This is a genomic window from Bradyrhizobium sp. WSM4872, from assembly GCF_055811715.1.
In genome coordinates this window covers 109,858-116,246 of record NZ_JBVVPT010000024.1, presented here as the reverse complement: position 1 = coordinate 116,246, position 6,389 = coordinate 109,858, and the positions used below count along the sequence as shown (strand labels likewise).

General features: G+C 60.6%; 1 protein-coding gene and 3 pseudogenes. All 4 read left to right on the top strand.

Translation table 11 applies throughout. From position 1 onward, the window contains the following. The first annotated feature begins 718 nt into the window (after window positions 1-718). The 4 genes and pseudogenes from AC0L3C_RS26805 (at window position 719) to istB (ending at window position 6,142) form a co-directional block, all read left to right on the top strand. Window positions 719-1,615, top strand: coding sequence for an NAD(P)H-dependent flavin oxidoreductase (locus AC0L3C_RS26805; RefSeq protein ID WP_473409407.1), 897 nt, complete (start codon window positions 719-721; stop codon window positions 1,613-1,615). A gap of 123 nt (window positions 1,616-1,738) precedes the next feature. Beyond that, a pseudogene (locus AC0L3C_RS26800) lies at window positions 1,739-3,246 on the top strand (ISNCY family transposase). A gap of 730 nt (window positions 3,247-3,976) precedes the next feature. After that, window positions 3,977-5,283, top strand: a pseudogene (istA, locus tag AC0L3C_RS26795) (IS21 family transposase). Continuing rightward, window positions 5,283-6,142, top strand: a pseudogene (gene istB / locus AC0L3C_RS26790) (IS21-like element helper ATPase IstB). The pseudogenes istA and istB overlap by 1 nt, the downstream one beginning before the upstream one ends. Window positions 6,143-6,389 lie beyond the last annotated feature (247 nt).

Here is a 6,389-nt window from a genome sequence, read left to right as displayed (position 1 = left end):
TCGCTCCCACCGCCCAGGAGGGCAAATCCAACCGCCGGGGCGAACTCAGAACTGGATAAAACTTGGGGGCAAGGTCAATCTGCCAATTGCCGATCTCCTTACCGAGGCCGCGGCAGATGCGGGACACGCCCGCCTTGGCAGCGGTCAGGTGGCATGTGTCAGGGGGTTGGAGAGCGGTCCGTTGGCGCGGTACGTGCGTGCGGTCACTCTGCGGGAGCTTTCCTCAGAACTGCCTATGGACTGCGAAGCACTACCGACTTCCGCAGTCTATCAGGTAGCGCGAGAGGCCATGGAAATCGGTGATCAGAATCTGTGCTTTCGAGTCTCATTCACGTCAACTCCAAACGTTAGTAGTTGATGTATCGTTAACCGAAGGACAGCATCGGCAACATCGTGCGATGCGCTAACGATGGTATCGAATGAATGCGGCAGACAGTCTGTGGAGGTAGTTAGTGGCTTTGTGTTGTTCGGCATTCTCAGTTTATGAGATGGTTTCGGTCGTGAGCTCAGGTGTCGTCTTCCCATCGCGCGCGAAGAGCCGACCTGTATCAGTGGCGGGCGATCGCAGATCTTCAATGCGCGAGTCAACTTGCCCCAGTTTGTCTGTAAGTGTTTATCCACACTTGCGGAGACACTAGTGGTGAACCCAGTTGCTCAAGGACCCCGCCTCCCGCCCGCTATTGCATCCCGCCTGGTTGTGCCGCTGGTGGTCGCGCCGATGTTCTCCGTTTCTGGCGTGGATCTTGTAACCACTGTCTGCCGGGCTGGAGCGATCGGTGCCTTCCCCACATGCAACGCTCGATCTGTTGAGGAGCTCGATAACTGGCTTACCCAAATTGAAGTTGAGCTAGCCAGTCTAGATCGTCCGGCCGCGCCGCACTGTCCGAACCTCGTCATGCGCCACCCACGGATGAAGGAAGATCTTGCCTGCCTTGTACGCCACAAAGTCGAAATTGCGATAACCAGCGTGGGCTCGTCGGCCCCGACAATCGAACCGCTCCACGAAATCGGATGTTTCGTGTTTGCCGTCGTTGCATCGCTACAACATGCGGAGAAAGCCATCGAGACCGGTGCCGACGGTTTGGTCCTGCTTAGTGCAGGAGCTGGAGGTCATACGGGCTGGGCCAATCCGTTCGCGTTTGCTCGCACAATTCGTACGTGGTTTGACGGTCCTATCGCACTTGGGGGCGGAATCGTCGATGGCGTCTCTGTCGCCGCGGCACGTCTGCTTGGATGTGATCTCGCCTACATGGGCACGCGCTTCATCGCGACCCAGGAGAGTATGGCAAGCGATGCGTACCGGCAAATGTTGGTCGATAGCTCGATCGATGACGTCGTTCTAACTAGGGCCTTTACTGGGCTCAATGCCAATATGCTCCGCCCTTCGATAGTAGCCGCAGGTCTCGACCCGGCCAAACTCGACGAGGCAGTTTCAGCATCGCGTGCGACGGAGATGTATGGCGGGGGAAATTGTCGCAACGCACCGCGCCGCTGGATCGACATCTGGAGTGCTGGCCATTCCGCCTCAGGTGTGCGCACGGTTCTGGGTGCCGCCGAACTAGTGCGGGAAGTGGCCGATGGATACGAAGCGGCTTTGGCGGTCAAGATCCAATGAGTGCTGCGAGGGCGAGTGACATTGCACTCTGCAGGTACTATAGCGCGACAGTCTGGATGGGAAGCCGCATTGCCTGGCCGGAGATCTTCCTGAATGCTGAGTTGTTGCCTCACGTAATTGAGTATGGCGACGCGCAAGGAACTGACGTCTGCTTTGGCACGGCGCTACAGGATGTCGAGCGGCGTCGAAAAGGGCCGCATCTTCGACGAGTTCGTTGCGATCACGGGCTTCCATCTGAAGCATGGGATGCGGTTGCCGCGCTGCGAGTCCGAGGACCAGACAGAGCGTCGCCGCAATCGTTCGCGGATTTAACAAGACGCGGAGCGAATGCGCTGATACTGCTTTGGGAGGCTGCAGACCGGGGGTGCGGGAAGCGTCTGAAGCCCCTGCTGCCGTTCTTGATTGAATCGATGGAGCGGCACGGCCACATCGACCTGGCGTCAGAAATTCGGGCTAAATTATTGTCGATGAGTGCGGCGACGATCGACCGGGCACTTCGATGCGTTCGTGAGCAAAGTGGTCGGCCGCGTCGTCGCTCTGTAGCAAGTGCTCTGCGATGGGCATCCCTATTCGTACTTCAGCGATTGGGGGCTCCGGCGCCTGGATTCGTCGAGGCCGATCTTGTTGCCCACAGCGGCCCTTTGGCGCGCGGCAGTTTCGTCCACAGGCTCGTTCTCACGGACATCGCCACCGGCTGGACAGAATGCGCGCCACTTCTGGTCGTGAGCAGAAGCTGTTGAGCACCGTTTCAGACCGAACTTCGTAAACAGCTACCGTTTGCGCTCCTGCGTCTGGACACCGACACGACTCTGTGATCATCAATGAGACCTTGAAGGTCTATTGGGGACACGCTGGTATCGTCTTCACGCGCTGTCGCCCCTATCGCAAGAGCGATCAGGCCTTCGTCGAGCAGAAGAAGGGCGCGGTGGTCCGACGAATGGTCGGCCACCGTCGAGTCGAGGGGCTCGAAGCGGCTGCTTTGCTGGCTCAGTTCGGCCCGGCTTGTTCGTGAACGTTTTCCAGCCGTCGTTCAAATTGATACGAAAGGAGCGCGACAGAGCACGTGTCCACAAAACGTATAGCGCACCGGCGACCCCACATCAGCGGCTGATTGCCGAAGCAAGAACACCTGATGCCATCCGCGCAAGCGTCAATGAAATGTATGCCCGCCAGGATCCGGTCGCCTTACTGCGCAATATCCGAGCCGTGCAGGAGAAGTTGGCCAGTCTCACCGCCGCCGCCCAACCGCGGCGCCACCGATCGAACAGTGTTTTGTCGAGCTTGCGAATCGCGTGGAAAGAAGGTCGGTCCGCCCGACCGACAGAAATTGCGAAGCCGAAGCGTGAGCGACGACGCCCTGATCCGCTCCCAAGGCTACGCCACAGCTGCGCGAATGGTTCGAGGCCGAGCCGTGGCGAACCGGCAGCGAACTCCTTTGCAAGCTTCAGGCAGAATCCCCCGGGCTTTACCCGAGCAAAGTACTCGGAACTCTTCAACGTCGTCTCAATTCGTGGCGCAGCGAGCAAGCAAGCGCACTGTTGTTTAGCTCCCGTGAAAACGTCGCACAAACCGAGGTGACCGACACATCACCGGAAGGCCCGTCGCTGCTGGATGAAGGACCGGCGGTGTGAAGTAGGACCGGTGATCGACTGTGCTCAAGGCTGGCGCGTTGCGCCACCGTCTTCGGCGGCTCGCGGCCTTGACCACGCCCGATCACCGGTCTGTTGGCTCTGCAAGCGCCCGGTCGAGGACCGAGCTCGACATCGGCGCGCTCGTGAGATGACTACCAGTTGTGGACCGGCTTCCGTCGCTCCGCTGGCCAGCGAGCAAAATAGATGAGGCAATAATAGGTTTACCGGCAACATCGCCACATGCGGCAATACGGCTTCCGATCCAGATTGTCGCGCTATATCTGTTCGCAAAACACGAGGGAATCCTCACGGGGTCCCGAGCCGCGCGACGAAGGCTTCGATGCAGGCGATGCCGCTATATCCATGTCCCGCCTCGGTATGAGGACAGGACATGGCTCGACTAAACGATCTTGCGAGCGCATCACGTGCTGCTTGAGTGCAGTGGGTAGGGAGTACGCGATCGCGAGCTACCGATGCACCCAAGGCGGCCGAACACGAAGAGCGGCAGGGAGCCGTGATAGACAGCGTGTAGATTGGCGGTGGAGCCAGTCCAGACGACGAAAGTCGTCCCGTCAATGACAGAGTGACAAGCGAACTACAAGATAACTCCGCGGCAACGAAAAAAGAGAGGAGCGATCCTATCGGGCCATAGGTGTCGCGCGCCATGGAAAACTGCCCCCTCGGCGCCATGAGGAATTGCCCCCTCCTTGGGTAGCCAAGGAGAGAGCAAATGAACGAGGAGCGAATCACTAGAGGCTCGTCGTGGAGTGATCCACGGGGGCAGGTAATGAAGACGCCGGATGACGTGGCGGAGATGTTGCGCCTGAGGGCGTGCGGATGGGGGCTGAAGCGGATTGCGCGCGAGCTGGGCTGCAGCCATCACACGGTGAAGGGTTATGTGGCGGCGGGCGGGGTGAAGCCGTTTAAGTCGCCCGATAGGCCGCAACGGCTCCATGGCCTTGAGGGCTGGCTGCGTGAGAGGTTCATTCGCCATCGTGGCAATGCGGACGTGGTGCGCCAGGATCTATTGAATGAGAAAGGCGTGACCGTCAGCCGGCGAACGCTGCAGCGCACGGTGCAGCCTTATCGGCAGGCGCTGAAGGCGGAGGCGCTTGCGACGACGCGGTTCGAGACACCTCCGGGTCGCCAGCTGCAAATCGACTTCGGGGAGCGTCTGGTCGAGATCGGCGGAACGAAGGTCAAGGCATTCGTGTTCGTGGCGACGCTCGGACATTCGCGACGGCTCCATGTGCGAGCGTTCCGGGCCGAAAAGCAAGAACACTGGTTTGCCGGGCTCGAGAGCACATTCACCACCTTCAGCGGTGTACCCGAGGAAGTGCTGATGGATAACCCACGCGCACTTGTGGTGCGCCACGACGCGGTGAGCCGGCGGTTCAGTTCAACGACAGGCTGATTGCCTTCTCGAAGCACTGGGGCTTCCGTCCTCGCGCCTGCGCACCATATCGGGCACGCACAAAGGGCAAGACGGAGAATGGCGTTGGCTATGTGAAGAAGAACGCGATCGCAGGTCATTCCTTTCCAAGTTGGGACGCATTTGAGGCCCATCTCGCCAGGTGGGAGCGAGAGGTTGCGAACGTCCGTATCCACGGCACGACCGGCGAAGCACCGATCATCCGCTTCGCACGAGACGAGGCCCACCGGTTAAAACCGCTCGGCGGGCGGCCCTCGTTCGGATCATTGCGCGAGCTAACCCGGATCGTCGGCAATGATTGTGCCATCGAGATCGACACCAATAGTTACTCGGTACCGTGGCGCCTTATTGGTGAGCGGGTCGCGGTGACCGTCGCGGCCGGCGAGGTGCGGATCCGCCATGGCGTGCACCAGGTCGCGGTTCACGAGCAATCGAAGGGGCGCCGGCTGCGGGTCGTCGATCCGATCCATCTCGATGGTGTTGCCGGGCGCAATGGCGCGGTCCGCCGCCCGGAGATTGCAGCGGCGGTGCAGGAATCGTCTCCCCCGCATTCATTGTTGCGTCCGCTTGCCGAATACGAAGCGGTGATCGGGGGAAGCTTCTGATGACGCGCGCAAAGAAGGCAACCGAAGCACCGACTGATCCCCTTGATGCCATGCTGGCGCGATTGCAGCTCTCCGGCATCCGCGATCAGCTTGATAGTTTGCTCGACGAGGCTGCGCGCGCGAACCTGTCGGCGCGTGAGACGCTGATCCTGCTGTGCGAACGTGAGATCGCGCGCAAGGATCATCGTCGCATCGATATGGCGCTGAAGCTTGCACACTTCCCGGCCGTAAAGGAGCTCGCAGGCTTCGACTTCGAGGCGCAGCCCTCGATCGATCCCAAGCAGATCCGCGACTTGGCCGCGTCACGTGGGATCGCCAACGGCGAGAATGTGCTGCTGCTCGGCCCGCCGGGCGTCGGTAAGACGCACTTGTCGATCGCACTCGGGCGAGAAGCGATCCTGGCCGGTTACACCGTGCAGTTCACCACGGCGACGACGCTCGTCGCGGGCCTGGCCAAGGCGCATGGCGAGCGGCGCCTGACGAGAAGCTGCTCGCGCTGGCGAAGCCAAAGCTGCTTATCGTTGACGAGCTCGGCTATCTGCCGCTGGAGCCGGACGCCGCGCATCTGTTCTTCCAACTGGTCAGCCGCCGTTACGAAAGCGGTGCCATGCTGATCACGTCGAACCGCAGCGTTGCCGAATGGGGCACCGTGTTCGCCGATCCCGTGGTCGCCACCGCGATCCTCGACCGGCTCCTGCACCACAGCCACGTGCTGACGATCCGCGGCGACAGCTACCGGCTCCGCGCCAAACGGAAGAGCGGCCTCATCAAGGCGCCGCCCGCCGGTGACGGCCCTCCGGTCGGCTCCGCCTCCCTCCGTCCCGTCACCGGCGGAAACAACCATCAAACGACATCATGAAACCGAGGGTGGGGGCAGTTCTTCATGACGCAAAGGGGGCAGTTCCGGATGGCGTTTGACACATAGGAAAGGCTAGTCGAAGAAACAGAGCCGCAAAGACCGGAAGCGCGGACGTAAACGTCAAGTGTCGCGATTGTTGCGAGTGTTCTGTCGCATTGACGACGCATGTCGCGATGGCCGCGATAGCAGTTGCTGCTGCCGTTGAACTGGCAGTCTTCCAAGGTTCTATCGATAATTTCTCGGGGTC

Excerpts from the sequence above, each read along its gene's own strand:
- AC0L3C_RS26805 (WP_473409407.1), top strand. The coding sequence starts at position 719 with ATGTTCTCCGTTTCTGGCGTGGATCTTGTAACCACTGTCTGCCGGGCT.